Raw genomic sequence first — 26,635 nt, forward strand, 5'->3', positions numbered from 1 at the left:
AAAAGCGCCGTTCACGACACCCAATTCCAAGGGAGGCCGAGCCATGGCCGACGACTACACCTTCCCGACCGGCGAGCTCATGAAGGGCAAGAAGGGCCTGGTCATGGGCGTGGCCAATCACAACTCCATCGCCTGGGGCATCGCTTCGCAGCTCGCCGCCCAGGGCGCCGAGATGATCTTCACCTACATGGGCGAAGGCCTTGAGCGCCGCGTGCGTCCGCTGGCCGAGAGCATCGGGGTGAAGACCCTGATCCAGGCTGACGTCACCGACGACGCCTCCATGGACGCCGCCTTCGCCGAGATCGAAAAGGTCTTCGGCAAGCTGGACTTCGTGATCCACTCGGTGGCTTTCGCCAACAAGGATGAGCTGAAGGGCTCGTTCGTGGACAACACCACCCGCGAAGGCTTCCTGACGGCCATGAACATCTCGGCCTTCAGCTTCGTGGACGTGGCCAAGCGCGCCTCGAAGATCATGCCGGACGGCGGTTCGCTGATCACCATGACCTATCTGGGGTCTGAGCGGACCATCCCGAACTACAACACCATGGGCGTGGCCAAGGCGGCTCTCGAAGCCTCCACCCGCTACATCGCCCGCGACCTGGGCCCCAAGGGCATCCGCGTCAACGCCATCTCGGCCGGCGCCATGCGCACCCTGTCCCTGGCCGGCATCAGCGGCGGCCGCGGCATGATCGCCCAGGGCCGCGCCTTCTCGGCCATGAAGGAAGACACGTCGATGGAAGGCGTCGCCGGCTGCGCCCTGTGGCTGGCCTCCGACCTGGGCCGCTCGACCACGGGCGAAGTCGTCCACGTGGACGCCGGCTTCCACATGATGGGCATGCCCGACGAGGCAGAGGCCTAAGGCGCGTAAGCCTTCACGAAGCGGTCGGCCGCCTCCTGGGCGAGGCGGTCGATCTGCTCGGACGCCATGGGCTTGTTGAGGCCCAGCAGGGCGCGCAGCTGGCGCTGGCCCGTCACCATCCCTGCGAAGAATTCGGCCGCCTGCTCCGGCTCGGCCGCGGACAGACGCCCCAAGCGGGTCTGCTCAGCCAGATAGGCCGCCAGCTCCAGCCGCGAGCGCAGGGGCCCCGCCTCGAACACCTCCTGCGCCAGATCCGGCATTTCGCCGGCGCTCTGGATGATCGTCCGCAGGAACACCGGCGACTTGGAATTGGCCAGGTTCAGCATGTTGCGGGCGAAGTCGGCCAGCACCTCGCGCGGCGGCGCGGCGGCGTCGCGCGCGTGTAGCGAGCCGATGATCTGGTCCGATTTCTGGATCACCAAGGCTCGGACCAAGTCGTTCTTGCTGCGATAGCGGTTGTAGAGCGTCTGCTTCGACACCCCGGCGCGACGGGCGATGGCCTCCATGGGCGCCGCCAGCCCACGCTCGGCGAAGACGTCGGCGGCGGCGTCGAGGATCGCCTCCGTCTTGGCCTCGTCGATCTGTCCGGCGACGCGCGGCATCAGTGGGCGTCCGCGGGCGGCGGCGGCGCGTTCTTGGACGGAGCGGCGAACAGGGCCACCACCGCCGCGAAGAACCCGCACATGGCCAGCATGGCGAAGGCGTCGCCGAAGGCCAGGACCGAGGCCTGCTTGAAGATCATCCCGTGCAGCGCCTTGAAGGTCGCGCCCTCGGGATCGGCCACGCCCAACTGCTGCATGCGGGCGACGAGGCCGGCCATCATGCTCTGGATCTGCGGATCCGAGGCCCCGACCTTGGACGACATGTCGTTGTAGTAGAGCGCGCTCTGCTGGGTGATGGTGGTCGACAGCATGGCCAGCCCCACCGCGCCGCCGGTGTTGCGGAACAGGTTCACCAGGCCCGAAGCGTTCTTCACCATGTGGGGCGGCAGGGTGCTCATGGTCACGGTCTGGGTGGCGATCATGGCGATCATCACCCCGACCCCGCGCAGGGCCTGGACCCAGGTGAACTCCCAGAAGCCCCAGTCGTCGGTGACCGTATGGGCCATCCACATGCCCCAGCCGGCCAGGCCGAAGCCGATGAACATGGGGATACGCGGGTCCACGGTCCGCACGATGCGGCCGGCGATGGGGCCCGTGAGGAACATCGACAGGCCCGAGACGATCATGGTCGTGCCGATCTCGGCCGACGAGAAATTGCGGATGCGCGCCAGGTACTGCGGCAGCAGGAAGGTGCCGCCGAACAGGGTGGCGCCCGACACGGCCGTCATCACCACGCCGATCAGGAAGTTGCGGTTGGCGAAGGCCCGCAGCTCGACGATCGGGTTGTAGTAGGTCAGCTGCCGCCAGACGAACAGGACCGCGCCGATCACCGCCACCACGGTCAGCCACAGGACATAGGCGTCCTCGAACCAGTTCTCCTTGGCGCCTTCCTCCAGGACGAACTGCATGCTCATCAGGAAGATGGCCATGACCGCCAGGCCAAACCAGTCGAAGCCCTTGGCCAGGCTGGGGTCGCCCTTGTCGAAGTCGCCCCAGCGGGCCACGCCGAACAGGACGATCACGCCGATCGGCACGTTGATGAAGAACAGGGCGCGCCAGTTGAACCATTCGGTCAGGTGCCCGCCCAGGGTCGGGCCGACGGTCGGCGCCAGGGTGACGATCAGGCCCATGATGACGCTGGCGGTCACCCGCCGCTCGGGCGGGAAGGCGGTGAAGGCCACCGCGAAAACCGTGGGGATCATGGCCCCGCCGATGAACCCCTGCAGGGCGCGGGTCAGGATCATCATGTCGATGCTGGTCGACAGGCCCGTCAGTATGCTCATGACCACGAAGCCGAGGCATGACGCCAGATAGACGTTCCGCGTGCCCCACAGGCGCGACAGATATCCCGACAGGGGGATCATCACCACTTCGGGGATCAGATAGGCGGTCTGGATCCAGCTGACCTGGTCGGCGCTGGCGCCCACCCCGGCCTGGATCTGCGGCAGGGACGCCGAGACGATCTGGATGTCCAGAATGGCCATGAACTGGCCGATGACCATGGCGCCGAAGCCGAGGAAAAGCTTTCCCCAGTCGGTCTCCACGGGCGGAGCGGCGGCCGGGCGGCCGGCGGAGATGGCGGCGTCGCTCATGGCGCGCTCCTGATCTCTCTAGGCCCTAGCGGCTGGCGGTCTGGACGCCGCCGGCGTCGGCGAAGCCCTGGCCGGACTTGTCGCGGACATCGACCTTCACCTCGACCGACAGGCCAGGGCGCAGGCCGCCCGCCACGCCCTTGCGGTCCACGGCGATGCGGACCGGCAGGCGCTGGGTGATCTTGGTGAAGTTGCCCACGGCGTTCTCGACCGGGATCAGGGCGAACTCCTGGCCGGTGGCCGGGGCGAAGCTTTCCACGCGGCCCTCGATCTTCTGTTTGCCGAAGGCGTCGGCCTTGATCTCCACCGGCTGGCCGATGCGCAGACGGGAGACCTGGGTCTCCTTGAAGTTGGCGACGATGTAGGTCTGGCTCAGCGGCACCACCGACATCAATGCCTGGCCCGGCTGGACGAGCTGGCCGGGACGCAGGGAGCGTGCGCCCACCACGCCGGCCACCGGAGCGCGCACCACGGTGCGCTCCAGGTCGATCCTCGCCTGCTGGACGGCGGCCTGAGCGGCCACGGCCTGGGCCAGGGTCTGGGCGCGGGTCGAGCCGAGGGAGGCGGCGGTGCGGCGCTCGGCCTCCAGGGCGGCCTGGGCCTGGGCCACGGCGGCTTCGGACTGGGCGGTCCCGGCGCGCTCGGTCTGCACCTTCTGGGTGGAGACCCAGCCTTGCTTGGCCAGGGCGTCGTAGCGGCTGAGATCGGCGCGGGCGCGGCTGGCGTCGGCGCGGGCGCTCTCCACCCCGGCGGCGCGCTGGGCGATCAGGGCCTGTTCGAGGACGGTGCGGTCGTCCACGTTGCGGACCGCCGCATCCAGGGCCTGGGCGTTGGCGATCGCCTGGTCCAGACGCGCCTGATAGGTCGAGGGATCAATGCGGGCGAGAACGTCACCGGCCTGGACGCGCTGGTTGTCGGCCACCAGCACCTCGGCCACATAGCCGCTGACCTGCGGGCTGACCTGGACCGTATCGGCCTGAACGAAGGCGTTGTCGGTGGATTCGAAGCGCTGCTTGTCCAGCCACCACAGGCCGCCGCCGATGACGACGGCCAGGCCCGTCGCGCCAGCGACGATAAGCGGAACCAGCTTCTTCTTGCGATCTGCGGCCATCGGCCAATCCCCTGGGGCGATCTTAACGCTGCACAGACGCAGCTCGGGCGAGCGCTTTACGCCTACCCGTGTTGCGGCGCAATGAAAAATGGACGATCGGGTCCATTATTCAAGGAGCCTTCGCTATGATTCCTGAAAGGGCTAGCGTGCCGGCCCGTTTCCGGAGACGCCCATGCGCCGACTGCTGACCGCCCTCGCCCTTTCCATCAGCGCCGCCTTCCCGGTCGCCGCGGCGCCGCTGGATGACGCGGCCTCCGCCTATGTGAAGCTTGTGCTGGGCGTGGGCGAGCATGAGGACGGCTATGTGGACGCCTATTACGGCCCGGCCGAGGTGCGCGAGGCGGTGAAGGCCGCCAAGCCCGGTCTGCCCGCCCTGGCGGCGGAGGCGGATCGCCTCGCCACCGCCGTGAATGCGGTCGATCCCGCGCCGCTGAGCGCCATCGAGCGTAAGCGCCGCGCCTTCCTGGCCGCCCAGATCAAGGCGGTGGAGTTCCGCATCGGCATGATCCAAGGCGCCAAGCCCACCTTCCAGGACGAGGCCGAGTCCCTGTTCGGGGTGAACCCGCCGCTGAAGCCGCTGTCGGCCTACGACCCGCTGCTGGCCAGGATCGAGGCGGCAGTCCCAGGTGACGGCCCGCTGGCCGACCGGGTGGACGCCTTCAAAATGCGCTACGCCATCCCCAAGGATCGGCTGGAGCCGGTGATGCGCGCCGCCATCGCCGAATGCCGCGCCCGCACCGCCGCGCATTTCAAGCTGCCGGCCCAAGAGTCCTTCGTCCTCGAGTTCGTCACCAACAAGAGCTGGTCCGGCTACAACTGGTACCAGGGCAAGGCCCACAGCCTGATCCAGGTGAACACCGACCTGCCGATCTTCATCGACCGGGCCGTCGATCTGGGCTGCCATGAGGGCTATCCCGGCCACCACACCCACAACGCCCTGCTGGAGGACCGTCTGGTCAAGGCGCGGGGCTGGGTCGAGTTCTCGGTCTATCCGCTGTTCTCGCCCCTCTCCCTGATCGCCGAGGGTGAAGGCAATTACGGCATCGACCTGGCCTTCCCGGGCGAGCAGCGCACCGCCTTCGAAGCCAAGACGCTCTATCCGCTGGCGGGCCTAGACCCGAAGACGGCCGCCGCCTACGGGACCCTGCGCGAGGCTCTGAGCGGCCTGACGGGCGCGCGCCTGACCATCACCGCCGATCTGCTGAACGGCAAGATCGACCGCGAAACGGCCATCGGCCTGATGCAGAAGTACCAGCTCGTCTCCCGCGCCCGGGCCGAACAAAGCATCCGCTTCTCGGAAGGCTACCGCAGCTATGTGCTGAACTATGTCACCGGCCAGGAGATGGTGAAGGCCAAGGTGGAGCGGGCCGGGTCCGATCCGGCCGCCCGCTGGAAGGCCATGGAGACGATCCTGTCGGAGCCGACCCTGCCGGCCGACCTGCTGAACTAGCCCTTGCCGGTGGAGCCGAAGCCGCCGAGGCCGCGGGCGGTCTCGTCCAGGGTCTCGACCTCGCTCCAGGAAGCCTTGGCCACCGGGGCGATGACGAGCTGGGCGATGCGGTCGCCGCGGCGGATGACGAAATCCTCGGCGCCGAGATTGGCCAGGATCACCTTCACCTCGCCGCGATAGTCGGCGTCGATGGTGCCCGGCGAGTTCAGGCAGGTGATGCCGGCCTTGGCGGCCAGCCCCGAGCGGGGTCGCACCTGGGCCTCGAAGCCCACCGGCACGGCGAAGGACAGGCCCGTCGGCACCATGGCTCGCGCGCCCGGCTTCAGGGTGACCGGCTCTTCGTCGGCCACCGCCGCCCGCAGGTCCATGCCGGCCGCGTGCTCTGTCTCATAGGCCGGCAAGGGCAAGCCCTCGGCGTGGGACAGGCGGACGATCGGAATGGTCGGGGTCATGAAAGGGCCTTTGCTATGCGGTCGGCGATCTGGCGGGCGACGGCGTCCTTGGACGCCCGCTCCCACCGTTCGGTGTCGGTCTTGGAGATCAGCAGGACGGCGTTTTCCTCGCCGCCCATGACGCCGGGCTGGCTGACGTCGTTGGCGATGATCCAGTCGCAGCCCTTGCGCGCCAGCTTGGCGCGGGCGTGGTCTTCGACGTCGTTGGTCTCGGCGGCGAAGCCGACCACCAGGGTCGGCCGCTGAGGGCCCGAGGCGGCCAAGGTCGCCAGGATGTCGGGGTTCTCCACCAGGTGCAGGGCCGGCGGGCCGTCCTTGCCCTTCTTCAGCTTGATGCCGAAGGCCTCGTCCGGACGCCAGTCGGCGACAGCGGCCACGAACACGGCCACGTCGGCGGGCAGGGCGGACTGGCAGGCGGCCAGCATGTCTCGCGCGCTCTCCACATCCACCCGCTTCACCCCCGCGGGCGCGGGCAGGCCGGTGGGGCCGGAGACCAGGGTCACCTCGGCGCCCAGCTGCGCCAGGGAGCGGGCGATGGCGTAGCCCTGCTTGCCGCTGGAGCGGTTGGTCAGCAGACGCACGGGGTCGATGGCCTCCACCGTCGGGCCGGCGGTGACCAGGGCGCGCTTGCCGGCCAGGGGGCGGCCGCCGCTCAGCATCCCCATGACAGCTTCGAAGATCACCAGCGGCTCGGCCAGGCGGCCTTCGCCATATTCGCCGCAGGCCATGGCGCCCTCGTCCGGACCCACGAAGGCGACGCCGTCAGCCTTGAGCTGGGCCAGATTCCGCTTGGTCGCCGGATGCTCCCACATGCGCACGTTCATGGCCGGGGCCATCAGGATCGGCGTGTCAGTGGCCAGCAGGGTGGTGGAGGCGAGATCGTCAGCCCGTCCCGTGGCCGCCTTGGCCATCAGATCCGCGGTGGCCGGAGCGACCACGATCAGGTCGGCGGAGCGCGACAGCTCGATATGGCCCATCTCCGCCTCGTCGGTCAGGGAGAAGAGCTCGGAATAGACCTTGTCCTCCGCCAGGGCTGACAGGGACAGGGGGGTGACGAACTCCGCCCCCGCCTTGGTCAGGATCGGGCGCACCGCGACCCCGGCCTTGCGCAGCAGGCGGGTCAGCTCCAGCGCCTTGTAGGCCGCGATGCCGCCGCCGACGATCAGAAGGACGCGTTTCTCGCTCAAGGCCAAGCCTCCCTGCGGGTTCGCCTGCGTCTTTAGGCGATGCCGCGCTATGGACAAAAGCCAAAGTTCGTTCTTACTTCGTTCCACAACACACGTGTGAGCTGTAAATGCGGAGGAAGCAATGGTTCTGAGTGTGTTCTCACCGGCAAAGACAGCAATTTACGCGTCATTGCTGCTTTTGGCGGCTTGCGACGGCGGAGCGACTGCCACGCCGAAGAGTGAAAAAGCGACGACTTCGGCGGCCCTGACGACTTTCGAGCAGGCCGACGCCCGCGACGCTCCCGTGCCCCAGCTCGACGGCAAGCCGATCTGGACCGCCAGCCGCCGCTACACCGCCGAGGAGAACGTCCAGCGCGCCTTCGAGCGCAACGGCGAGGACTTCGGCGCCAAGAGCCCGGAAGACTTCGCCCGCATCGCGCGTGACTTCGTGGAGAACCCGCCCAAGGGGGTTGAGACCCTGAAACGGACCAATGGCGACACCCTGATCTATGACGCGAAGGACAACGTCTTCGCCGTGTCGAGCAAGCACGGCACGCCCCGCACCCTGTTCAGGCCGCGCGAGGGCAAGGCCTATTGGGCGGAGCAGAAGGCTAAGGAAGCCGAGCGTTCGACCCGCTTGGCCCGACGCGACAGAGGCCAGGCCGAATAGGCGTCAGGCGAACCAAAGGGCGACGAGGAAGGCGACCCCAGCGGTCGCCGCGCCCACGGCGAACCAGACCAACGGCGGAGCGCCTCGCTCCGGCGCGACCACCACCGCCGTCTGGCCTCCTTCGGCCAGGCGGCGCAGGGAGCGCATGGCCGACAGGGCGTCCTCCACGAAGTCACGGACCTTGGCGGCGGGCGACAGTTCGCGAGTGATCCAGCGGCGCACCACCGGATCGGCGGCGGCCCACAGGTCGTGCGACGGGTCCAGGCGGCGGGCTACGCCCTCCACCGTGACCATGGTCTTCTGCAGCAGGACCAGCTCCGGCCGCAGGCGCATGTCGAACAGGGCGGTGATCTCGAACAGCTGGGCCAGCAGGCGGCCCATGGACACCTCGTTGGCCGGGCGGCCGAACACCGCCTCGCCCACTGCGCGCAGGGCCTGGGCGAAGGCGTTCACGTCGTGGGTCATCGGCACGTAGCCGGCGTCGAAGTGGACCTGCGCTACGCGGACATAGTCGCGCTGCAGGAAGCCGTAGAGGATCTCGGCCAGGTAGCGCCGCTCCGCCGGACCCAGACGGCCGACGATGCCGAAGTCCACCGCCGTCAGGGTCGAGGGCGCGGCCACGAAAAGGTTTCCCTCGTGCAGGTCGGCATGGAACACGCCGTGGTCGAGGGCCTGGGACAGGAAGGCGCGGATCAGGTTGTCGGCCAGAAGCGAGCGGTCCAGACCCGGCTGCTCCAGGGCGGCGGCCTCCGACAGGGACATGCCCCGGGCCCATTCCAGGGTCAGGACGCGCTTGCCCACGCCGTCCCACACCACCGCCGGGGCGCGCATGTAGCCGTCGCGGTTCATCACCTCGCCCAGCTCGGCGGCGGCGGCGGCCTCCAGGCGCAGGTCCAGCTCCAGAACCAGGGAGCGGATCACCGTCTCCACGAACAGCACCGGCTCCAGCCGCTTGGCGGCGGGAACCAAGGTCTCGGCCAGGCGGGCGGCAAGGCGCAGGGCGGCGGACTCGTCGGCCACACGGCGCTCGATCCCCGGGCGCAGGACCTTCACCGCCACCCTGCGCCCATCCGGCAGGGTCGCCGGATGAGCCTGGGCGATGGAGGCGGCGGCGATCGGAGGATCAAAGCTGGCGAAGGCCTGGGTCACGGGGCGGCCCAGGGCGCGCTCCACCTCGGCGCGGGCGATGCTCATGGGGAACGGATCGAGGCGATCCTTCAGCCGGCCGAGATCCTCGGCGAACTCGGTCCCGAACATGTCGGCGCGGGTGGACAGGAACTGGCCCAGCTTGATGGCCACCGGGCCCAGCTTCTCCAGCTGACGCGCCAGACGCTGGCCCGGACGGCCCAGGCGGGCGTCGCGGCCGGCGAACAGGCGAAGGAACCCGGCCAGGGCCTTCAGCGAAGGCGGCAGGATCGGGTCAAGCTCACGGGGGATCAGGGCGTCGGCGCGGGCCAGCGCCCAGCCGGCGGCCAGCAGCCGGAAGAAGGCGGCGATCGAGCCCATGCCTCTAGAGCTTCCAGCCCTGGTGCAGAGCCGCGACGCCGCCGATGAAGTTGGTGACGGTCACGCGGCCGAAGCCCGCGGTCTCCATCATACCGGCGAAGGTGCGCTGGTCCGGGAAGCGGCGGATGCTTTCGACCAGATACTGATAGGCGTCCCGGTCCTTGGCGACCCATTCGCCGACCTGCGGGATCACCTTGAAGGAATAGGCGTCATAGGTTTTGCGCAGCGCCTCGGTGGTGGGGCGCGAGAATTCGAGACACAGGAAGCGGCCGCCCGGCTTCAGCACCCGGCGCGCGTCGCGCAGGGCCGCATCGATGTCGGTGACGTTGCGGATGCCGAAGCTGATCACATAGGCGTCGGCGAAATTGTCCGGCAGCGGCAGGCGCTGGGCGTCGCCCACGGTCCAGGTCATTTCGGGCTCGGAGCCCTTCTCCCGGCCTGCGGCGATCATCTCGGCGTTGTAGTCGACCACGAAGACCTTGGCGTCCGGGCCGCCGCGGCGGTCTTGAGCCGCACGGGCCATCTTGGAGAAGCGGCGGGCCATGTCGCCCGTGCCCCCGGCGCAGTCGACGATCACCTCGCCCGGCTGGGGGTTCAGACGGGCGGCGACCGCGTCCTTCCACAGCCGATGGACGCCCCCGCTCATCAGGTCGTTCATCAGGTCGTAGTTCTTGGCGACACGATCGAAGACGCCACGGACGAGTTTCGGCTTTTCGGCCGGATCGACGTCCTGATATCCGAAGCTGGCGGAGGTCTTGGTCATGGCGGCAGCTTTAGACCGCCGGACCGGCCGCGTCATCTAGAGAGCAGGGAATTCATGCCCGAACTGCCGGAAGTCGAGACGGTCCGCCGGGGCCTTGAGCCGGTTCTGGCCGGGGCGCGGCTAAAAGGGGTGCAGGCCAACCGGCCGGATCTTCGGTTCGCTCTGCCGGAAGGCTTCGTCCAGCGCCTGACCGGCGCCACGATCCAGAGCGTCGACCGCCGGGCCAAGTATCTGCTGATGCCCCTGGACCGAGGCGACACCCTGGTGGCGCACCTGGGCATGACCGGCCGGTTCGAGATCGAGGATCACGGACGCACCCTGACGCCCGGTGAGTTCGTGGAGACGGTTCATCCGTTGCAGAAACACGCCCACGTGGTCTTCGAGACCGAGGCCGGCGTGCGCATCACCTATTACGACCCGCGCCGCTTCGGTTTCATGGACCTGATCCCCACCGATCAACTGACCAGCCACGCCTTCTTCAAAGGCATGGGGCCGGAGCCCCTGGGCGCCGATCTCGACGCCGGCGTGCTGGAGCGGGCCTTCAAAGGCCGCAAGCAAGGGCCGAAGACCCTGTTGCTGGACCAGCGCATCGTCGCGGGCCTGGGCAATATCTATGTGTGCGAGGCCCTGAACCGCTCGCGCATCTCGCCCTTCAAGCCGGCCGGCAAGATCGCCCGCAAGCGGTTGCCGCTCCTGGTCGAGACGATCAAGGACGTCCTGGCCGAGGCGGTGGAGGCCGGCGGATCCACCCTGAAGGACTTTGCGGCCACCGACGGGGCGCTGGGCTATTTCCAGCATCGCTTCAAGGTCTATGACCGGGAGGGCGAGCCGTGCCTTAATGAGGGCTGCGGGGGCGTCATCGACCGGCAGGTGCAGGCGGGGCGATCCACATTCTATTGTCCAGTCTGTCAGGTTTGAGCGTTTGATCCGTTCCCTCGTTTCGCTTTCCGCCCTTTTCCTCGCCGCCTGCCTGCCGTCGGGAGCCTCGGCCGAGCCGCCCGTCTGGATCGTGCGGGACGCGGATTCCGAGATCGTCATCTTCGGCTCCATGCACATCCTGCCGGCGGGAGTGGACTGGCGGCCCGACGCCCTGGATGCGGCCTTGGCGAAGGCGGACGACCTTTGGTTCGAGCTGCCCATGGACGACGCCGCCCAGGCGGAGGTGGGCCGCGCGGCCCAGGCCAAGGGTTATCTGCCGGCCGGCCAGACCCTGACCGGCCTGCTCGGCCCCGAGGATGGCGCCCGGCTGCGCAAGGTCGCCGATCAGCTCGGCCTGCCCATGGCGGTTCTGCAGTACCTGCGCCCCTGGCTGGCGGAGGTGTCCCTGGCCAACGCCATGTTCATGAAAAGCAGCGCCAGCCGCGCCGAAGGGGTGGAGGTCGTCATCCAGCGAACGGCCCCGCCTTCCGCCGTCCGCCGCGCCTTTGAAACACCCGAGCAGCAGATCTCCATCCTGGCCGATACCCCCCAGGAGGATCAGATCGCCAGCCTTCGCCAGACCCTCGACGAGCTGGAGGAAGGTCCCGGCGCCTATGACGAGCTGGTCAAGGCCTGGGCGGCGGGCGACATCCGCACACTGGAAGAAGAGGCTCTGGAGCCGATCCGCAAGGCTTCGCCCACCCTCTATCGCCGCCTGATCGTCGAACGGAACGTCCGTTGGATCGAGGCGATCAAGGCCCGCATGGCCGGATCGGGCGAGACGGTGATCGTTGTCGGCGCGGGCCATCTGGTCGGCAAGGACGGCTTGCCGGCCCGCCTTCGGGCCCTAGGATTCAAGGTCGAAGGTCCTTAGACCTCCGGCATCAGAACAATAAGGAGCGCGCAGATGGCCTATGAGACCCTGATCGTGGAGACCGCCGACGGCGTCACCCTGATCCGCCTGAACCGTCCCGAGGCCCTGAACGCCCTCAACACCGCCCTGCTGGCCGATCTGGCCCGGGCCCTGGCCGCCGCCGAGACGGACGAGACGGTGGGCTGCGTAGTGCTGACCGGCTCGGCCAAGGCTTTCGCCGCCGGCGCCGACATCAAGGAGATGGCCGGCCAGTCCTATGCGGACATGTTCAAGGCGGACTTCTTCACCGCCGGCGCCAACGCCATCGAGCGCTTCCGCAAGCCGATCATCGCCGCGGTCTCCGGCTACGCCCTGGGCGGCGGCTGCGAGCTGGCCATGATGTGCGACTTCATCATCGCCGCCGACAGCGCCAAGTTCGGCCAGCCGGAGATCAACCTCGGCGTGGCCCCCGGCATCGGCGGCACCCAGCGCCTGACCCGCCTGGTGGGCAAGTCCAAGGCCATGGACATGATCCTGACCGGCCGGATGATGGACGCCGAAGAGGCCGAGCGCGCGGGTCTGGTCAGCCGCGTGGTCCCCGCCGACAGCCTGATCGACGAAGTCATGGGCGTGGCGCGTAAGATCGCCGGCCAGTCGCCGCTCGCGGTCATGATGAACAAGGAGCTGGTCGAAGCCGCCCTGGAGACCACCCTGACCCAGGGCGTGAAGCTGGAGCGGCGCCTGTTCCACTCCCTCTTCGCCTTCGAGGATCAGAAGGAGGGGATGGGGGCCTTCGTGGAAAAGCGGAAGCCTCAGTTCAAAGGCCGCTGATGCGCGTTGACCGGCGCTTGGCCTTCGGCTATATGCGCCCGCTCTGATTTGCCGCGCCCAGGATGTCCGTCTTGAGCGCTTGTCCGTTTGAAGGTTCCAAGCCCTATGGCCAATAATCCCGGCGCCAAGAAGGCGATCCGCAAGATCGAACGCCGCACCGAAGTGAACAAGGCTCGCCGCTCGCGCGTCCGCACCTTCCTGCGCAAGTTCGAAGATGCGCTGGCCGCTGGCGACGCCGGCCTGGCCAAGACCGCTTTCGTTGAAGCTCAATCCGAGCTGATGCGCGCTGTCTCCAAGGGCGTGGTTCACAAGAACACCGGCGCCCGCAAGGTTTCGCGCCTGGCCGCCCAGCTGAAGAAGCTGGCGACCGCCGCCTAAGCCTGCGACAGGCGCTTTTCGCGCCTGGTGAAGCTGTGATCAGAAAGCCGGCAGAGCTTGTCGCTCGGCCGGCTTTTTCACGTCTGAAATCCGGGCTCTGCGACATAACGAACGGCGCAAGCTTAAGCAGGAAATGGGCTTCCCCTTGGCGGCTCTAGCCCGCGTCTGAGTCAACAGAATTATCGCTACAAATCGGCAAGTTTTCCGTTTGACCGGAAGGGGCCGCTGACTACTCTGAGCGCCAAGACGACCTTCCATCCCAAGCGGAATGCGAGACGGCGGCGGCGAACGTGCATGCGTTCGGCGGTCGGAGCTCTGCGGCCTATTGGGTGTGAACGGACCGCTACGTGGGGGCGCGGCGGACCGTCATTGTGAAGGGCCTGGATTTTGCGGTGGGGCATATGACCAACAAGGTTTTCTCGGGTTCTGCGGCGACGGCTGCGGCGGTTTCCCCCACGACGGCGTCGGTCGCCGTTCTGTGGGCGAAAACCTCCCAGGCGCTTCAGCGCGAACTCGGCGACGGCAGCTTCAATTCCTATCTGGCCCACGCCGCCCTGCGCGAGACCGCGGCGGGCGAACTGGTCCTGGTGACGCCGACCGGCGTGGCCCGTGATTGGGTGCGCCGCAATGCCTGGCGCCGCATCGGCGAGCTGTGGGCGCTGAGCGACCCGCAAAGCCGTCCGCTGGATCTGAAGTCGCGCTCTGAGTTCGACGCCGGCGCGCCCGCGCCGGTTCAAGGCGGCGAGACCGTCATCGAGATCGCCCTGCCGGTCTCCACCGACGCTCCGGCCGTGGCGCCCCTGCCGAGCGCCCGCTCCAAGCAGGCCGGCCTGCAGGAACGCTTCACCTTCGACACCTTCGTCCCGGGCCCGGCCAACGAGTTCGCCCATGCCGTGGCGCGCCGCGTCGCCTCCTGGTCGGACGGCCACTTCAACCCCGTTGTTTTTCACGGTCCCTACGGCTTCGGCAAAACCCACCTGCTGAACGCCCTGGCCTGGGAGGCCATGCGTACGGCGCCGGAGAAGCGTGTGGTCTATCTGACCGCCGAACGCTTCCTGTCGTCCTTCGTCCGCGCCGTGATGGACCGCACCACCACCGCCTTCAAGGAAGAGCTGCGCGCGGCCGACCTGCTGCTGATCGACGACGTTCATTTCGTGGGCGGCAAGCAGTCGACCCAGGAAGAGCTGTTCCACACCCTGACCGCCCTTATGGAAGACGGCCGCCGCGTGGTGTTCAGCGCCGACCGTCCGCCGAGCGCCCTGACCGAGATCGACGCCCGCCTGCGCAGCCACCTGTCGGCAGGTCTGGTCTGCGGCATCGAGCCGGCCGACCGCAGCCTTCGCCTCGGCATCCTGGAGCGCAAGCTCGACAGCCTGTCGCGCCAGCAGGGCGTGGCCGCCAAGGCCAAGCCGGAAGTCCTGACCTTCCTCGCCGATCGCTTCACCGACAGCGTGCGGGAGCTGGAAGGCGCCCTGAACACCCTGGTCGCCCGTCTGGGCGACGGCGTGGCCCGCCTGTCCCTGGATGAAGCCCAGGCGATCCTGCGTCCGCATCTGCGCGGCGGCGAGAAGCGGATCACCATCGACGACATCCAGAAGGCCACCTCGGAACACTTCGGCCTGAAGCAGGCGGACCTGATCTCCGAGCGCCGCAACCGCTCCGTGGCCCGTCCGCGTCAAGCGGCCATGTGGCTGGCCAAGCAGCTGACCACCCGCTCCCTGCCGGACATCGGCCGCCGCTTCGGCGGGCGCGACCACACCACGGTCCTGCATGCCGTCCGCCGCATCGAGGCCCTGCGCGCCGAGGATCCGGCCCTGGCCCGCGATCTTGAGACCATCACCCGCAAACTGCGCGGCTGACCGGATCGAAATTTTTCGACATTGAGGGGGCGGGCCGAAAGGTCCGCCCTTTTCTTTTCAGCCTTCTTAGGCCGGCCGGGCGCGTCGCAAGGTCAGATTGATGCGCCCGCCGCCCGGTATCAGGGTCGATGAGCCCTCCAGAACCCGATCCACCCCGTGGAAGAACAGGCGCGCCTCGCCAGCCAAAAGGCAGACGTCGCCGGAGTTTAGTTTCAGTGATCGGGTGGGATCCCCGCGCTTCGCCCCGCCCAACCGGAAGACGGCCGTATCGCCCAGAGACACCGACAGCACCGGAAAGCGCATGTCCGCCTCGTCCTGGTCCTGATGCAGGCTCATACGGGCCCCGTCGCGGTACAGATTGACCAGACAGGCGTCCGGCGGCGTCTCGGCGTCCGCCAGTTCAGCCCAAAGATCGAGCAGAACCGCCGGAATGGCCGGCCAGGGCGCCCCGGTGACCGGGTGCGCAGCCTGGTACCGATAGCCGCCGGCCTGATCCGTGACCCAGCCGAGCGGCCCCATATTGCTCATCTGCACGCTCATGGATTTTCCTCCAGGCGTGACCGGTCGGTATAGGGGCGCGGCCTCAAGAGCCGCAAATACTTGGGATACAAGGGCTTCCTGCTGCGCCCGATCCAGGCGGGCGGGATGGAAGGCGAAGCCGGATGGGTCTTGCATGCCGCTTTCCCTTAAGTCCCTGCGGCCAAAAGGGACTTTGCCCTTGCGGCGGCGCGCGCCTTTCCCATATCGGGCCTCGAAGCGTCGTCCATGGACATATGGCCGTCGCTAACGTAGTCGGGCCGCCAGGCCCACCCACCGGAGACTGATACTACGGGGACGGTCGAGAAAAACTGGGGCGCTCAGTTTTGAGGCCCTTGCCGCCACCGTCCGCCTGTCAGGAGAAAAGAACCTCGCCATGAGCAAGATTATCGGCATCGACCTCGGCACCACCAATTCGTGCGTGGCCATCATGGACGGCAAGGCGCCGAAGGTGATTGAGAACGCCGAGGGCGCGCGCACCACGCCTTCGGTCGTCGGCATCCTCGACGACGGCGAGCGCCTGGTCGGCCAGCCCGCCAAGCGCCAGGCCGTCACCAACCCGTCCAACACCCTGTTCGCGATCAAGCGCCTGATCGGCCGCAACTTCGCCGACCCCGTCGTGGCGAAAGACAAGGACATGGTGCCCTACGAGATCGTCAAGGGCCCGACCGGCGACGCCTGGGTGAAGGCCCATGGCAAGGACTACTCGCCGCAGGAAGTCAGCGCCTTCATCCTGCAGAAGATGAAGGAGGCCGCCGAGGCCCACCTGGGCGAGAAGGTCGAGAAGGCGGTCATCACCGTCCCGGCCTATTTCAACGACGCCCAGCGTCAGGCGACCAAGGACGCCGGCAAGATCGCCGGCCTTGAAGTCCTGCGCATCATCAACGAGCCCACCGCGGCGGCCCTGGCCTATGGCCTGGAGAAGAACGACGGCAAGAAGATCGCCGTCTACGACCTCGGCGGCGGCACCTTCGACGTCTCGATCCTGGAGATCGGCGACGGCGTGTTCGAGGTGAAGTCCACCAACGGCGACACCTTCCTCGGCGGTGAGGACTTCGACCTGCGCGTCGTCGACTACCTGGCTGACGAGTTCAAGAAGGAGCAGGGCGTCGACCTGCGCCAGGACAAGCTCGCCCTTCAGCGCCTGCGCGAAGAGGCCGAGAAGGCCAAGAAGGAGCTGTCCAGCGTCGCCCAGTACGAGGTGAACCTGCCCTTCATCAGCATGAACGCCTCGGGTCCGCTGCACCTGAACGTCAAGCTGTCGCGCGCCAAGCTGGAAGCCCTGGTCGATGACCTGATCGCCCGGACGATCGCCCCGTGCGAACAGGCCCTGAAGGACGCCGGACTCAAGAAGAGCGACATCGACGAAGTGATCCTGGTCGGCGGCATGAGCCGCATGCCCAAGGTCCAGCAGGCGGTGCAGGACTTCTTCGGCCGTGAGCCGCACAAGGGCGTGAACCCTGACGAAGTCGTGGCGCTGGGCGCCGCGGTCCAGGCCGGCGTGCTGCAAGGCGACGTCAAGGACGTGCTGCTGCTGGACGTGACCCCCCTGACCCTGGGCATCGAAACCCTGGGCGGCGTGTTCACCCCGCTGATCGAGCGCAACACCACCATCCCGACCAAGCGCTCGCAGACCTTCTCCACGGCCGACGACAACCAGAACGCCGTGACCATCCGCGTCTTCCAGGGCGAACGCCCCATGGCCGCGGACAACAAGCTCCTCGGCCAGTTCGATCTGGTCGGCATTCCGCCGGCTCCGCGCGGCGTGCCGCAGATCGAGGTGACCTTCGACATCGACGCCAACGGCATCGTGAACGTGGGCGCCAAGGACAAGGCCACCGCCAAGGAGCAGTCGATCCGCATCCAGGCCAACGGCGGCCTGTCGGACGCCGACATCGAGCGGATGGTGCGCGAAGCCGAGGCCAACAAGGCCGACGACGAGAAGCGCAAGGCCGTGATCGAGGCCCGCAACCAGGGCGACGCGGTGGTTCACTCCACCGAGAAGGCCCTGGCCGAGCACGGCGACAAGGTCACGGCTGACGAGAAGTCGGCGATCGAAGCCGCCCTCGCCGAAGCCAAGACCGCTCTGGAAGGTGAAGACGCCGAGGCGATCAACACCAAGACCCAGGCCCTGATCCAGGCTTCCATGAAGCTGGGCGAGGCCATGTACAAGGCCCAGGCCGGCGGCGAAGCCGGTTCGGAAGAAGCCTCGGCTCCGGCCGACGACGGCGTCGTCGACGCCGAGTTCGAGGAAGTCAGCGACGACGACAAGAAGTCGGCCTGAACCTGACCTGGCGGCGTGACATCACGCCCCATGGCGCCAAGCCCCCGGAACAGGGCATTGCCTTGTCCGGGGACCGTCGCCGCCGCCTTCGCGGAAAATGCGCTCCCGCCCACACCCGGGTTTCGAAACCTTGCGGGCGGGCGGGAGCCGCACCACCTCCAATACAACCTGATCCCTTGAAAGCCTGACGCAGACGATGCGCGACTATTACGAGATTTTGGGCGTGGCCCGGGGCGTCGATGACGGCGCCCTGAAATCGGCTTTCCGCAAGCTCGCCATGGAGCATCACCCCGACCGCAACGGGGGCTGCGGCGACGCCGAGACGCGCTTCAAGGAGATCAACGAAGCCTATTCGGTCCTGTCGGACCCGCAGAAGCGCGCCGCCTATGACCGCTTCGGCCATGCCGGCGTCAACGGCCAGGGCGGCCCTGGCGGCGGCGGAGCCGGCTTCGCCGACATGAACGACATCTTCTCCGAAGTGTTCGGAGACGCCTTTGGCGAGATGTTCGGCCGCAACCGCCGCGGCCCCGCCGGCCCGCAGCGCGGCCAGGACCTGCGCTACGACCTCGAGATCTCCCTGGAGCAGGCCTATGCCGGCGCCGAGGTGGAGATCGTCGTTCCCTCGGCCATGACCTGCGAGACCTGCGACGGGTCCGGCGCCAAGGCCGGCACCACCCCCACCGTCTGCGGCTCCTGCGGCGGCGTCGGCCGGGTCCGCGCCCAACAGGGCTTTTTCGCCATCGAACGCACCTGCCCCCGCTGCGGCGGCGCCGGCAAGCTGATCCTCGACCCCTGCAAGTCGTGCCACGGGGCGGGCCACGTCCGCCGCGAGCGCACCCTGCAGGTGCGCATCCCCGCCGGCGTCGACGACGGGGCCCGCATCCGCCTGGCCGGCGAAGGCGACGCGGGCTCGCAAGGCGCCCCGCGCGGCGACCTCTACATCTTCCTCTCCGTCTCGCCGCACGACCTGTTCGAGCGCGACGGCCTGGACCTGCACTGCACCGTGCCGGTGCCCATGTGCACCGCCGCGCTGGGGGGCGAGATCGAGGCCCCCTGCCTGATGGGCGGCGAGGCCTGCGACGGCGAATGCAAGATCACGGTCAAGGTCCCGGAAGGGGCCCAGACCGGCAAGACCGTCCGCCTGAAGGGCAAGGGCATGCCGTCCCTACGCTCCCGCGAGCGCGGCGATCTGGTGGTGGAGCTCTTCATCGAGACCCCGACCCACCTGACCGCCCGTCAGAAGGAGCTGATGCGCGAGCTGGCCGGAAGCTGCGGCGAGAAGCAGCATCCCAAGGCCGCCACCTTCATGGGCAAGGCCAAGTCGTTCTGGGACGGCGTGACAGGCGCCTGAAAACGCCGCTCGCCTCTTAACGAACGGGGCGACGCTCTGTAGCCTCACGGGCGATGAACGCCCCGACTTCCTCCGCCCTGCCCGACGCCGCCGGCGCCACGCCGGTCATGGCTCAGTTCTTCGAGATGAAGGCCCGTCAGCCTGATGCGCTGGTCTTCTTCCGCATGGGCGATTTCTACGAGCTGTTCTTCGACGACGCGATCCGCGGCGCGGCCGCGCTCGGCATCGCCCAGACCTTCCGGGGTAATCACGCCGGCCAGCCGATCCCCATGGCCGGGGTGCCTGTCCATGCGGCCGAGGCCTATCTGGCCAAGCTGGTCCGCGCGGGCTTCAAGGTCGCCCTCTGCGAGCAGATGGAAGATCCCGCCGAGGCAAAGAAGCGGGGCTCAAAATCCGTCGTCCGCCGCGACCTCGTCCGCGTCGTCACCCCCGGCACCCTGACCGAGGATGGCCTTCTGGACGCCCGGGGCGCCAATCGCCTCGCCGCCGTCGCTGTCCGTGCGGGTCAAGCGGCCGTCGCCGCGGTCGAACTGTCCACCGGCGAGGTGGAGTGCTGGAGCGTCGCGACCAGCGCCATCGCCTCCGCTCTGGCGGCTCTGTCGCCCTCGGAAGTCCTGGTTCCCGACCGCCTGTTCGCGGACGAGGCCCTGTCCGCCGCCCTGAAGGACGCGCCGGGCCTCGTTCAGCCCATGCCGTCAGCCCTGGTGGAGCCCTCCGCCTCCGAGGCCCGGGTCAAGCGGCTGTACGGCGTTGACACCCTGGACGGGTTCGGCGGGCTTTCGGGCGCGGAGATCGCGGCCCTGGGCCTGATCGCCGCCCATCTGGAAGTCACCCAGGCCGGCCGCCTGCCCGCCCTGTCCGCGCCGCGCCGCGCGGCCGAGAGCGACGTCATGGCCATTGACCCGGCCACCCGCTCCAGCCTGGAGATCGACCGCACCCAGTCCGGATCGCGCGACGGCTCCCTGCTGGCCGCCATCGACCGCACCGTCACCGCCGGCGGCGCGCGCCTTCTGGCCGCCCGCCTGTCGCGCCCCCTGCTCGATCCCATAGCCATCGAGGCCCGCCTGGACGCCGTGTCCTGGCTGCTGGAGCGCCGCACCCTGCGCGAGCGTCTGCGCGAAGAGCTGAAGGGCGCCGGGGACATCGCCCGCGCCCTGTCGCGTCTGGCCCTGGGCCGGGGCGGCCCCCGCGACCTCGGCTGCCTGCGGGACGCCCTGAAGACCGGCGAGCGCATCGTCGCCCACACCGCCCGCGAGCCCGCCCCCATCGCCGGCGCCCCGGCCGAGATCGAGACGGCCCTGCTGTCCCTGACCCCGTCCCTGGACGCGGGTCTGTCCAATTTCCTGCAGACCCTGGAGATCGGCCTGGCCGCCGACCTGCCGGCCCAGGCCCGCGACGGCGGCTTCGTGGCCGCCAATGTCCGTCCCGAACTCGACCAGGCCCGCGCCCTGCGCGACGACAGCCGCCGGGTGATCGCCGGGCTGGAGCAGAAACTGGCCGCCGACAGCGGCGTGCCCCTGAAGATCAAGCACAACGGCGTGCTCGGCTACTTCGTGGAAGCCGCCGCCGGCAAGGCGGACGCCCTGTTCCAGCCGCCGCTGAACGCCACCTTCATTCACCGCCAGACCATGGCCAACCAGGTCCGCTTCACCACCGTGGAGCTGGCCGATCTGGACGCCCGCATCGCCGCCGCCGGCGAACGCGCTCTGGCTATCGAGGTCGACGCCTTCGAAGCCTGGCGCGAAGAGGCCCGGATGCTGGCCGGCCCGATCGCCGCGGCCGCCGACGCCCTGGCGCGTCTGGACGTGGCCGCCGGCCTGGCCGAATGGGCGGAGGACGCCCAGGCCTGCCGCCCGGTCGTCGACCGCTCCCTATGCTTCGACGCCGTCGCCGCCCGCCACCCCGTGGTCGAGGCCGCCGTGAAGCGCGCGGGCGAGGCCTACACCCCCAATGACTGCCGCCTTGATGCGGCAGGAGACGCCGGCGCACGGCTGTCCATCGTCACCGGCCCGAACATGGCCGGCAAGTCGACCTTCCTGCGCCAGAACGCCCTGCTCGCGATCCTGGCCCAGGCCGGATCCTATGTTCCGGCCCGCAGCCTGAAGCTGGGCGTGGTGGACCGTCTATTCAGCCGCGTGGGCGCAGGCGACGACCTGGCCCGGGGCCGCTCGACCTTCATGGCCGAGATGGTGGAGACCGCCGCCATCCTGACCCAGGCCACCCCCCGATCCTTCGTCATCCTGGACGAGATCGGCCGGGGCACCGCCACCTATGACGGCCTGGCCATCGCCTGGGCCTGCGCCGAGGCGCTGCACGACGTGAACCGCTGCCGGGGCCTGTTCGCCACGCACTATCACGAGCTGGCGACCCTGGAGGGGCGGCTGGCCCACGTCTCCAACCTGTCCCTGCGCGCCAAGGAGTGGAACGGCGAGCTGGTCTTCCTGCATGAGGTGGCGTCCGGCCCGGCCGACCGCTCCTACGGCGTGCATGTGGCGCGGCTGGCGGGCGTGCCCACCCCGGTCGTGGCCCGCGCCCGCGAGGTGCTGGAGCGGCTGGAGTCCGAGGCCCACGCCCCGGCCCGGCTCGACGACCTGCCGCTGTTCGCGGCCACGGCGCCCGAGCCGGTCCGCACCGGCCCGTCGCCCATGGAAAAGGCGCTGGCCGAGCTGGATGTCGATGGAATGAGCCCGCGTGAGGCGCTCGACGCGCTGTACCGCCTGCGAACCTTAATTTAACTGGCGACGGTCGCCATATAGGCCCTGTCATGCCGCCGCGTCTTCGCCCCACCCGCCTGGAACACGTCGTCGACGGCGCCGCCCTGCGCACGCGCCTGTCCGCCGCCGCCCTGGAGGCCGAGGGCGATCAGGCCGAGCAGCGCCGCCGGGCCATCGAAATCCTCAAGGGCGCGCTGTTTCGCGGCCGGATGATCGTCAAGGAGCGGCTGGAGAACGGCGCCGGCGGCATCGAGACCGCCCGCCTGTTGTGCGGCGTCACCGACGAGGTGGTCACCGCCCTCTATGACTTCACCACCGTCCACATCTTCCGCGCCCGCAACCCCACCGAGGGCGAGCGCCTGGCCCTGATGGCGGTGGGCGGCTACGGCCGGGGGGCGCTGGCCCCCTTCTCCGACCTCGATCTGCTGTTCCTGCGCCCCTACAAGCAGACGCCCCACGCCGAGAGCGTGATCGAGTTCATGCTCTACGCCCTGTGGGATCTGGGCTTCAAGGTCGGCCACGCCTCGCGGACCATCGAGGAATGCCTGCGCCTGTCGCGCGAGGACTACACGATCCGCACCTCGATCCTGGAGGCTCGCCGCCTGACGGGGGACGCGGCCCTCGCCGACGATCTGAAGCACCGCTTCCGCGAGGAGGTGGTGAAGGGCACCAGCGCCGCCTTCGTGGCCGCCAAGCTCAAGGAGCGCGACGACCGCCAGCACAAGGCCGGCCTGTCCCGCTACATGGTCGAGCCCAACATCAAGGAGGGCAAGGGCGGCCTGCGCGACCTGCACACCCTGATGTGGATCGCCGAGTACATCTATCCGGTCGAGAACCCCGACGACGTCTTCCGCCTGGACCTCTTCGACCGGCGAGAGGTGCGCGCCTTCGTCCGCGCCTTCGACTTCCTGCACGCGGTGCGCGCCCACCTGCATTTCGCCACCGGCCGGCCGGAAGAGCGCCTGACTTTCGACCTGCAGCCCGAGGTCGCCCGCCGCATGGGTTATGGCGACCGGGGCGGGCCGGGCGGCGACACCCCGGCGGTGGAGCGGTTCATGCGCCGCTACTTCCTGATCGCCAAGGAAGTCGGCGCCCTGACCCGCGCCTTCTCGGCCAAGCTGGAGGCGGATCAGTTCAAGCGCGAGCCCAAGGGCCTGTCGCGGTTCCTTCCGGCGGGCAAGCCCAAGCGCAAGGCCCTGGACGTGCCGGGGTTCCACGAGGAAGGCGGCCGCCTGAACGTGGATGGGCGGGAGGTGTTCGAGCGCGACCCGGTCAACATGATCCGACTGTTCAAGATCGCCGACGACCGCGACCTCGACCTGCATCCGGACGCCTTCACCGCCGTCACCCGCTGCCTGCCCCTGATCACCTCGAAGGTGCGGCGCGACCCGGCGGCGGCCCAGGCCTTCCTCAGCGTCCTGGCCCGGGGCAAGCGGGCCTATACGACCCTGACCCTGATGAACGATTCCGGGGTCCTCGGCCGCTTCGTGCCGGAGTTCGGCCGCGTGGTCGGCCAGATGCAGTTCAACATGTACCATTCGTACACGGTGGACGAGCACACCCTGCGGGCTATCGGGGTGATCGGCGATCTGGCTGTCGGCGAGCTGGCGGACGACCATCCCCTGTCGGCCTCGATCATGCCCCTGATCGACGACCGTGAGTCCCTGTTCCTGGCCATGCTGCTGCATGACACCGGCAAGGGCGGGGTCGGCGGTCAGGAGAAGGCCGGCGCCCGCGCCGCGCGTTCCGCCTGCGAACGCCTGGGGGTGGAGCGCAGCAAGGTCGAGCTGGTCGCCTGGCTGGTGGAGCATCACCTGGTGATGAGCGACTACGCCCAGAAGCGTGACGTGGCCGATCCGCAGACCGTGGCCGCCTTCGCCCGCATCGTCGAGAACCCGGAGCGCCTGCGCCTGCTGCTGGTCCTGACCGTGGCCGACATCCGCGCCGTGGGCCCGGGCGTCTGGAACGGCTGGAAGGGTCAGCTCCTGCGCGAGCTCTACGGCGCCACCGAGGCGACCTTCCGGGGCGGTCGCGGGTCTGACCCCGCGGGGGCCGCCCGACGTCACCATGCCGGAGCGGCCCAAGCCGCCCGGGCCGCCCTGGTCGAGGCCGATCCCGTGGCCAATGGCTGGGCCGCCGCCATGGAGGACGCCTATTTCAGCGCCTTCGCCCATGAAGAGCACCTGGCCCACGCCGCCCTGTCGCGCCGGGCCGCCCTGCATGGCGGCGCCGCGGCCGAGGCCCGCATCCGCAGCGACCGCAACGCCGCCGAGATCGTGGTCGCCGCCCAGGACCGGCGCGGCCTGTTCGCTGACCTGGCCCTGGCCCTGGCCAGCCTGGGCGCCAACGTGGTGGGCGCGCGGGTCTTCACCTCCCGCCAGGGTCTGGCGCTTGACGTGTTCCATGTGCAGGACGCCGCCGGCGCGCCCTATGGCTGCGACAACACCCGCGCCCTGCCCCGCCTGGTCGAGGCGCTCGAAGGCGCCGCCCGGGGCGAGCCGAACCAGCTGGAGCCCCGCCGCAGCCTGGATCTCGGCCGCACCGCCGCCTTCGCCATCGCCCCCAGCGTGGCCATCGACAACGATGCGTCGGAGGACGCCACGGTGGTCGAGGCTTCGGGCCGCGACCGCGCCGGCCTTCTGGAGGCCCTGGCCCGCACCCTGTCGGCGGCGGAGCTGTCCATCCAGTCAGCCCACATCGACGGCTATGGCGAGCGGGCCGTGGACGCCTTCTATGTCCAGACGGCGGAGGGCGGGAAACTAACCGACGGCCGCAAGCGCAACGCCCTCAAGAGCGCCCTGACCTCCGTGCTGGAAGAGGGCGAGGCTGCCGCCAAGGCCGGCCGCCTGCAGCGCGCCCGGGCCAGCGTCGCCCGCTAGACCGGCGTCAGCGGCCAGAAGAACGCGATCAACGGCGTGCCCACCGCCACGACCAGCAGGGTCAGGGGCGCGCCCAGCCGCGCATAGTCCCCGAATTTGTAGCCGCCGGGCCCCAGGATCAGCGTGTTGCACTGGTGCCCGATGGGGGTGAGGAAGTCGCAGCCCGCCCCCACCGCCACGGCCATCAGGAACGGGTCGGGGCTCAACCCCAACCTCTGGGCCAGGCTCATGCCGATGGGCGCGGCGATCAGCACGGTGGCGGCGTTGTTGAGGAACGGCGTCGCCGCCATGGCCACCGCCATCATGGCCGCGAGGGCGATCATCGGCGGCATGTCGTTGAACAGGGTCGACAGCCAGCCGCCGATCAGGTCGGCGCCGCCCGTGGCCTGGATCGCGTCGCTGACCGGGATCAGGGCCGCGATCAGGATGAGCACCGGAGCGTCAAGCGCCGCATAGGCCTCGCGCATGCGCAACGAGCCCACGGCGATGATCAGCACCGCCGCCCCGAAGAAGGCCATGGCAACCGGCACGATCCCGAAGGCCACCAGAACCATGGCCGCCGCCAGGATCGCCGCCGGGGTGAAGACGTGGCGGATGCCGCCCAGCCGCACCTCCCGCTCGGCCAGGGGCAGGCAGCCAAGAGCTTTCAGCGCGGCGGGCAGGTTCTTTTCCGATCCCTGCAACACCAGCACATCACCGGCGCGCAGGCGTACGATCTCCAGCCTCTGGGTGGTGCGGTATCCGCCCCGGCTGACACCCAGCAGGTTGACGCCAAACTCCTCGTGCAGGGCCAAGCTGCGCGCGGTGGAGGCGATCAGCGGAGAATCCGCACTGATGATGGCCTCCACCACCCGGACCTCGTCAGTGGGCTCATCCATGGCCACAGGGTGGTCGGAACGGGTCAGGCGCAGCTTCGCCTTGACGATCACGTCGTCCAGAGACTGCGGCTCACCCTCCAGCAGCAGGATGTCGCCCGGCAGGATCTTGGTGTTGGGATGCGGCGTCGCCCGCCGTTTTCCGTTGCGGACCATGGCCACCAGGGTCACGTCGCCCTCGCCCAGGGTCTTGAGAGTGCTGACCCGCAGGCTGCCGTGAACCCAGTCAGCGGGAACCTCCGCCTCGGTGACATAGGCATGGGCGGCCAGGGCGGCGTCCAGGCTGACCGCCCCTTGCCGATCCTTGGGCAGAATGCGGTAGGCCAGGGTCAGATAGATGATGGCGATCACCGTCAGGGACGCACCCACCGGCGTGAAGTCGTACATGCCGAAGGGCTCGCCGGTGGCCTCCTGCCGCACGCCGGAGACGATGATGTTCGGCGAGGTGCCGACCAGGATCGCCAGGCCGCCTACGAGAGAGCCGAACGACATGGGCATCAGCAGACGCGCGGGTGACGATCCGCTGCGCTTGGCGGTGGCCAGGGCCGAGGGCATCAGGATCGCCAGCGCCCCCACGTTCTTGGTCATCATGGACAGCAGGGCCGTGGCCCCCGCCAGGACCGGCACCTGGGTCCGCTCGGTCTTCAGGTGCGGCAGCAGGGGCCGCATGATCATCTCGATGATGCCCGACCGGGCGATGGCGGCGCTGACCACCAGGGCGCTGCCGATGATGATGACGATGTCGTTGGAGAAGCCCTCGAAGGCCTTTTCGGCAGGCACCACCCCGATCGCCACCCCGATGGCCAGGGCGCCCAGAGCCACCAGGTCATAGCGCCAGCGGCCCCAGATGAAGGCCAGCACGGTGACGCCGACCAGGGAGAAGGCGAGGATCTGCGGGAAGGTCATGCGGTGTCTTGGCGCCCGAGCCGCGAAGGTGCGGTCAAGCTCAACGCCAAGCAGCGGTCAAAGGCTCCCTTGACCGCCT

21 protein-coding genes are annotated in these 26,635 nt (G+C 68.9%); 12 read left to right on the forward strand and 9 right to left on the reverse strand.

The genetic code is table 11. The features are described from left to right. The first annotated feature begins 43 nt into the window (after positions 1 to 43). The gene (locus tag P7B02_RS07910) at positions 44 to 859 is read left to right on the forward strand and encodes an enoyl-ACP reductase FabI (protein ID WP_277785778.1); all 816 of its coding nucleotides are present in this window, start codon (positions 44 to 46) and stop codon (positions 857 to 859) included. On the opposite strand, the gene P7B02_RS07915 is transcribed toward P7B02_RS07910, so the two are convergent. Genes P7B02_RS07915 through P7B02_RS07925 form a run of 3 tightly spaced genes read right to left on the reverse strand, consistent with a single transcriptional unit; the run spans position 856 to position 4,164 of the window. Beyond that, positions 856 to 1,461: a TetR/AcrR family transcriptional regulator gene (locus tag P7B02_RS07915; RefSeq protein ID WP_277785779.1), complete on the reverse strand. Its 606-nt coding sequence runs from the start codon at positions 1,459 to 1,461 to the stop codon at positions 856 to 858. The two genes, P7B02_RS07910 and P7B02_RS07915, sit on opposite strands and share 4 nt — an antisense overlap. Further along, positions 1,461 to 3,053: a DHA2 family efflux MFS transporter permease subunit gene (locus tag P7B02_RS07920; RefSeq protein ID WP_277785780.1), complete on the reverse strand. Its 1,593-nt coding sequence runs from the start codon at positions 3,051 to 3,053 to the stop codon at positions 1,461 to 1,463. Before P7B02_RS07920 ends, P7B02_RS07915 begins: the two co-directional genes overlap by 1 nt. 25 nt (positions 3,054 to 3,078) lie before the next feature. After that, the gene (locus tag P7B02_RS07925) at positions 3,079 to 4,164 is read right to left on the reverse strand and encodes an HlyD family secretion protein (RefSeq protein ID WP_277785781.1); all 1,086 of its coding nucleotides are present in this window, start codon (positions 4,162 to 4,164) and stop codon (positions 3,079 to 3,081) included. Between the two features lie 172 nt (positions 4,165 to 4,336). Here P7B02_RS07925 and P7B02_RS07930 point away from each other — a divergent pair, with 172 nt between their 5' ends. Next, on the forward strand, positions 4,337 to 5,614 hold the full coding sequence (locus P7B02_RS07930; protein ID WP_277785782.1) for a hypothetical protein: 1,278 nt from the start codon (positions 4,337 to 4,339) through the stop codon (positions 5,612 to 5,614). Here P7B02_RS07930 and dut read toward each other — a convergent pair. Both dut and coaBC read right to left on the reverse strand, forming a co-directional pair. After that, positions 5,611 to 6,066 (reverse strand): dUTP diphosphatase, encoded by a 456-nt coding sequence (gene dut, locus P7B02_RS07935; protein ID WP_277785783.1) that lies wholly within the window; start codon positions 6,064 to 6,066, stop codon positions 5,611 to 5,613. The genes P7B02_RS07930 and dut overlap by 4 nt on opposite strands. Beyond that, entirely contained in the window at positions 6,063 to 7,253 is a 1,191-nt protein-coding gene (gene coaBC, locus P7B02_RS07940) for a bifunctional phosphopantothenoylcysteine decarboxylase/phosphopantothenate--cysteine ligase CoaBC (RefSeq protein WP_277785784.1), read from the reverse strand. Before coaBC ends, dut begins: the two co-directional genes overlap by 4 nt. Positions 7,254 to 7,374: 121 nt before the next feature. On the opposite strand from coaBC, the gene P7B02_RS07945 reads away from it, so the two are divergent. Then, complete coding sequence (locus P7B02_RS07945; RefSeq protein WP_277785785.1) at positions 7,375 to 7,902, forward strand: hypothetical protein; 528 nt, start codon at positions 7,375 to 7,377, stop codon at positions 7,900 to 7,902. A gap of 3 nt (positions 7,903 to 7,905) precedes the next feature. Here the strand turns inward: P7B02_RS07945 and ubiB are convergent, their stop codons facing one another. After that, on the reverse strand, positions 7,906 to 9,408 hold the full coding sequence (ubiB, locus tag P7B02_RS07950) for a 2-polyprenylphenol 6-hydroxylase (RefSeq protein WP_277785786.1): 1,503 nt from the start codon (positions 9,406 to 9,408) through the stop codon (positions 7,906 to 7,908). A 4-nt stretch (positions 9,409 to 9,412) separates the two neighbouring features. Beyond that, positions 9,413 to 10,171: a class I SAM-dependent methyltransferase gene (locus P7B02_RS07955; RefSeq protein WP_277785787.1), complete on the reverse strand. Its 759-nt coding sequence runs from the start codon at positions 10,169 to 10,171 to the stop codon at positions 9,413 to 9,415. A gap of 54 nt (positions 10,172 to 10,225) precedes the next feature. Here P7B02_RS07955 and mutM point away from each other — a divergent pair, with 54 nt between their 5' ends. From mutM to dnaA, 5 genes are all read left to right on the forward strand, one after another. Continuing rightward, positions 10,226 to 11,089, forward strand: a complete 864-nt coding sequence (gene mutM / locus P7B02_RS07960) for a bifunctional DNA-formamidopyrimidine glycosylase/DNA-(apurinic or apyrimidinic site) lyase (protein WP_277785788.1) — start codon at positions 10,226 to 10,228, stop codon at positions 11,087 to 11,089. Between the two features lie 4 nt (positions 11,090 to 11,093). Beyond that, positions 11,094 to 11,963 (forward strand): TraB/GumN family protein, encoded by an 870-nt coding sequence (locus P7B02_RS07965; RefSeq protein WP_277785789.1) that lies wholly within the window; start codon positions 11,094 to 11,096, stop codon positions 11,961 to 11,963. A gap of 33 nt (positions 11,964 to 11,996) precedes the next feature. Further along, positions 11,997 to 12,773, forward strand: coding sequence for an enoyl-CoA hydratase (locus P7B02_RS07970; RefSeq protein WP_277785790.1), 777 nt, complete (start codon positions 11,997 to 11,999; stop codon positions 12,771 to 12,773). Between the two features lie 105 nt (positions 12,774 to 12,878). Further along, positions 12,879 to 13,151 carry a 30S ribosomal protein S20 gene (gene rpsT / locus P7B02_RS07975; protein WP_277785791.1) on the forward strand — a complete coding sequence of 91 codons (273 nt, stop codon included), beginning with the start codon at positions 12,879 to 12,881 and terminating at the stop codon, positions 13,149 to 13,151. A gap of 401 nt (positions 13,152 to 13,552) precedes the next feature. Continuing rightward, the gene (gene dnaA, locus P7B02_RS07980) at positions 13,553 to 15,010 is read left to right on the forward strand and encodes a chromosomal replication initiator protein DnaA (RefSeq protein WP_277785792.1); all 1,458 of its coding nucleotides are present in this window, start codon (positions 13,553 to 13,555) and stop codon (positions 15,008 to 15,010) included. Positions 15,011 to 15,076: 66 nt separating this feature from the next. On the opposite strand, the gene P7B02_RS07985 is transcribed toward dnaA, so the two are convergent. Next, positions 15,077 to 15,685 (reverse strand): alpha-ketoglutarate-dependent dioxygenase AlkB, encoded by a 609-nt coding sequence (locus tag P7B02_RS07985; protein ID WP_277785793.1) that lies wholly within the window; start codon positions 15,683 to 15,685, stop codon positions 15,077 to 15,079. A gap of 238 nt (positions 15,686 to 15,923) precedes the next feature. On the opposite strand from P7B02_RS07985, the gene dnaK reads away from it, so the two are divergent. The 4 genes from dnaK (at position 15,924) to P7B02_RS08005 (ending at position 24,775) form a co-directional block, all read left to right on the forward strand. Then, positions 15,924 to 17,831 (forward strand): molecular chaperone DnaK, encoded by a 1,908-nt coding sequence (dnaK, locus tag P7B02_RS07990; protein ID WP_277785794.1) that lies wholly within the window; start codon positions 15,924 to 15,926, stop codon positions 17,829 to 17,831. A gap of 196 nt (positions 17,832 to 18,027) precedes the next feature. Further along, positions 18,028 to 19,182 carry a molecular chaperone DnaJ gene (gene dnaJ, locus P7B02_RS07995; RefSeq protein ID WP_277785795.1) on the forward strand — a complete coding sequence of 385 codons (1,155 nt, stop codon included), beginning with the start codon at positions 18,028 to 18,030 and terminating at the stop codon, positions 19,180 to 19,182. Positions 19,183 to 19,235: 53 nt separating this feature from the next. After that, on the forward strand, positions 19,236 to 21,917 hold the full coding sequence (mutS, locus tag P7B02_RS08000) for a DNA mismatch repair protein MutS (RefSeq protein ID WP_277785796.1): 2,682 nt from the start codon (positions 19,236 to 19,238) through the stop codon (positions 21,915 to 21,917). Between the two features lie 29 nt (positions 21,918 to 21,946). Then, a complete protein-coding gene (locus tag P7B02_RS08005; protein WP_277785797.1) occupies positions 21,947 to 24,775 on the forward strand; it encodes a [protein-PII] uridylyltransferase in 2,829 nt (942 codons plus the stop codon). Here the strand turns inward: P7B02_RS08005 and P7B02_RS08010 are convergent. Further along, positions 24,772 to 26,556: an SLC13 family permease gene (locus P7B02_RS08010; RefSeq protein WP_277785798.1), complete on the reverse strand. Its 1,785-nt coding sequence runs from the start codon at positions 26,554 to 26,556 to the stop codon at positions 24,772 to 24,774. The genes P7B02_RS08005 and P7B02_RS08010 overlap by 4 nt on opposite strands. Positions 26,557 to 26,635 lie beyond the last annotated feature (79 nt).

This window comes from Caulobacter segnis (genome assembly GCF_029543125.1).
Taxonomy (GTDB): Bacteria; Pseudomonadota; Alphaproteobacteria; order Caulobacterales; family Caulobacteraceae; genus Caulobacter; species Caulobacter segnis_D.

What these genes read in the sequence shown, in the direction of transcription:
- P7B02_RS07910 (WP_277785778.1), top strand. Translation starts at nt 44, where the DNA reads ATGGCCGACGACTACACCTTCCCGACCGGCGAGCTCATGAAGGGCAAG.
- P7B02_RS07915 (WP_277785779.1), bottom strand. Translation starts at nt 1,461, where the DNA reads ATGCCGCGCGTCGCCGGACAGATCGACGAGGCCAAGACGGAGGCGATC.
- P7B02_RS07920 (WP_277785780.1), bottom strand. Translation starts at nt 3,053, where the DNA reads ATGAGCGACGCCGCCATCTCCGCCGGCCGCCCGGCCGCCGCTCCGCCC.
- P7B02_RS07925 (WP_277785781.1), bottom strand. Translation starts at nt 4,164, where the DNA reads ATGGCCGCAGATCGCAAGAAGAAGCTGGTTCCGCTTATCGTCGCTGGC.
- P7B02_RS07930 (WP_277785782.1), top strand. Translation starts at nt 4,337, where the DNA reads ATGCGCCGACTGCTGACCGCCCTCGCCCTTTCCATCAGCGCCGCCTTC.
- dut (WP_277785783.1), bottom strand. Translation starts at nt 6,066, where the DNA reads ATGACCCCGACCATTCCGATCGTCCGCCTGTCCCACGCCGAGGGCTTG.
- P7B02_RS07945 (WP_277785785.1), top strand. Translation starts at nt 7,375, where the DNA reads ATGGTTCTGAGTGTGTTCTCACCGGCAAAGACAGCAATTTACGCGTCA.
- ubiB (WP_277785786.1), bottom strand. Translation starts at nt 9,408, where the DNA reads ATGGGCTCGATCGCCGCCTTCTTCCGGCTGCTGGCCGCCGGCTGGGCG.
- P7B02_RS07955 (WP_277785787.1), bottom strand. Translation starts at nt 10,171, where the DNA reads ATGACCAAGACCTCCGCCAGCTTCGGATATCAGGACGTCGATCCGGCC.
- mutM (WP_277785788.1), top strand. Translation starts at nt 10,226, where the DNA reads ATGCCCGAACTGCCGGAAGTCGAGACGGTCCGCCGGGGCCTTGAGCCG.
- P7B02_RS07970 (WP_277785790.1), top strand. Translation starts at nt 11,997, where the DNA reads ATGGCCTATGAGACCCTGATCGTGGAGACCGCCGACGGCGTCACCCTG.
- rpsT (WP_277785791.1), top strand. Translation starts at nt 12,879, where the DNA reads ATGGCCAATAATCCCGGCGCCAAGAAGGCGATCCGCAAGATCGAACGC.
- dnaA (WP_277785792.1), top strand. Translation starts at nt 13,553, where the DNA reads ATGACCAACAAGGTTTTCTCGGGTTCTGCGGCGACGGCTGCGGCGGTT.
- P7B02_RS07985 (WP_277785793.1), bottom strand. Translation starts at nt 15,685, where the DNA reads ATGCAAGACCCATCCGGCTTCGCCTTCCATCCCGCCCGCCTGGATCGG.
- dnaK (WP_277785794.1), top strand. Translation starts at nt 15,924, where the DNA reads ATGAGCAAGATTATCGGCATCGACCTCGGCACCACCAATTCGTGCGTG.
- dnaJ (WP_277785795.1), top strand. Translation starts at nt 18,028, where the DNA reads ATGCGCGACTATTACGAGATTTTGGGCGTGGCCCGGGGCGTCGATGAC.
- mutS (WP_277785796.1), top strand. Translation starts at nt 19,236, where the DNA reads ATGAACGCCCCGACTTCCTCCGCCCTGCCCGACGCCGCCGGCGCCACG.
- P7B02_RS08005 (WP_277785797.1), top strand. Translation starts at nt 21,947, where the DNA reads ATGCCGCCGCGTCTTCGCCCCACCCGCCTGGAACACGTCGTCGACGGC.
- P7B02_RS08010 (WP_277785798.1), bottom strand. Translation starts at nt 26,556, where the DNA reads ATGACCTTCCCGCAGATCCTCGCCTTCTCCCTGGTCGGCGTCACCGTG.